This window comes from Streptomyces galbus (genome assembly GCF_005280195.1).
Taxonomy (GTDB): domain Bacteria; phylum Actinomycetota; class Actinomycetes; order Streptomycetales; family Streptomycetaceae; genus Streptomyces; species Streptomyces galbus.
In genome coordinates this window covers 1-1894 of sequence record NZ_SZPR01000069.1, presented here as the reverse complement: position 1 = coordinate 1894, position 1894 = coordinate 1, and the positions used below count along the sequence as shown (strand labels likewise).

At 70.1% G+C, this 1894-nt stretch carries 1 protein-coding gene; it reads right to left on the bottom strand.

The genetic code is table 11. The annotated features are described in order from the left end of the window. The coding region (locus E4U92_RS35590) for an amino acid adenylation domain-containing protein (protein ID WP_137304586.1) at positions 1-1894 on the bottom strand (1894 nt) is incomplete at both ends.

Genomic DNA, 1894 nt, shown 5'->3' with positions numbered 1-1894 from the left:
GGAAGGCCTGTTCGACGACCTGCGTCAGGTATCCGCCGTTCGGGAAGTACTGGGCAACGGAGTTGACCACGATCGTGTCGAAGTGGCCCTGCGGGAGGTCGCCGTGCTCGTGGGCGGCCTGCACACGGAGCGTGACCCTCCGGGCCAGCTCGGGGTCGGCGTCGATGTGACGCTGCAGCTGCGCCACGACGACCGGGGAGAAGTCCGTGCCCCAGTACTCCTCGCACTCGGGTGCCAGTGCGGACAGCAGCAGACCGGTGCCGACACCGATCTCCAGGACACGGCCGGGTCGCAGCGCCCTGATGCGCTCGAGCGTGGCCGCACGCCACTCGCGCATCTCGGGCAGCGGGATCGGCTCGCCGTCGTAACTGCTGTTCCAGCCGGAGAAGTCCTCGCCCAGCGTGGACCCGGGCGCTGAGTACAGAGAGTCGTACAGGCTCTGCCACTCGCCGATCTGGTCGCGCTCCTCCTCGTCCCCCGTCGGTCCGTCGGTGTCGGGGACGATGTAGGCGATCAGGCGGGTGCTGCCGGACTGGTCGTGGTGGGCGACCACGGCGGCCTGGCCGACCGCTGGATGCTCCGCCAGCACGTGCTCGACCTCACCGGGCTCGATACGGAAACCACGCACCTTCACCTGCTGATCGGCACGGCCCACGTACTCCAGGTCACCCCCGGCGTCACGACGCACCAGATCACCCGTGCGGTACATCCGCGCACCGGGCTCGACACCGAAGGGATCGGCCACGAAACGCTCGGCCGTCATCGCCGGCCTGTTCAGATAGCCACGGGCCACACCCGCCCCCGCGATGTACAGCTCACCCGTCACCCGCGGCGCGACCGGCCGCAGACGCGCGTCCAGGACGTAGACCCGCATATTGGCCATCGGACGCCCGATCGGCACCGTCGCACCCCCGCTGTAGGGCCGGGGCACGCGATGGTGGGTGGCGAACGTCGTCGTCTCCGTCGGTCCGTACCCGTCCACGACCGTCAGCCCGGGGCACGCCGCGTGCAGACGCTGCACCGTGGCCCCCGAGACAGCCTCACCGCCCGTCCACACCTGCACGACCCCCGACAGCGCCCGCGCAGCATGATCAGCGACCACATTCAGCAGGGAACTGGTCAGCCACAACGCGGTGACCTCCTGCGTCACGACGGTGCGCTGCAGCGCGGACACGTCCAGGTCCCCGGCCGGAGCCACCACCACCGTCCCCCCGCCCAGCAGCGGCACCCACAACTCATAGGTCGAGGCGTCGAACGCGGCCGGCGAATGCAGCAGGACCCGCCGATGCGCCGCACGCTCAAAACGAGGATCCACGGCCAAAGCGGCGACATTGCCGTGCGTCACCACGATCCCCTTGGGCGCACCCGTCGACCCCGACGTGTACATCACATACGCCGCATCCCCCGACCGCACACCCACCCGGGGCGCCTCGCACTGCTTCTCCTCCCGAGGCGTGGCGTCGATGACGAGCACGTCAGCCGCATCCCGGGGGACAGTAGGCAGGGAAGCGGTGTCCGTCACCACGATCGTGGCCCCGGTGTCGGCCAGGACGTGGCGGATGCGGTCGGCCGGATAGCGGGCGTCGAGGGGTACGTAGACGGCGCCGGCCTTCATCAAGCCGAGGACCGTGGTGACCGTCTCGATCGAACGCTCCAGAAGAACACCGACCGCGTCGCCGGGCCGCACGCCCCTGCCGATCACCTCGTGCGCGAACTGGTTCGCCCGCGCGTCCAGTTGTGCGTAGGTGAGCGTGAGCGTGCCGTCGGTGACCGCCTGCGCATCGGGCGTCTCAGCCACCCGCCGCGAGAACAGCTCGCCCAGCGACCCGTCCGGCACGGCATGCGCCGTGTCGTTGAACTCCACCACGGCACGCCGGTGTTCGTCGGGGGTGAG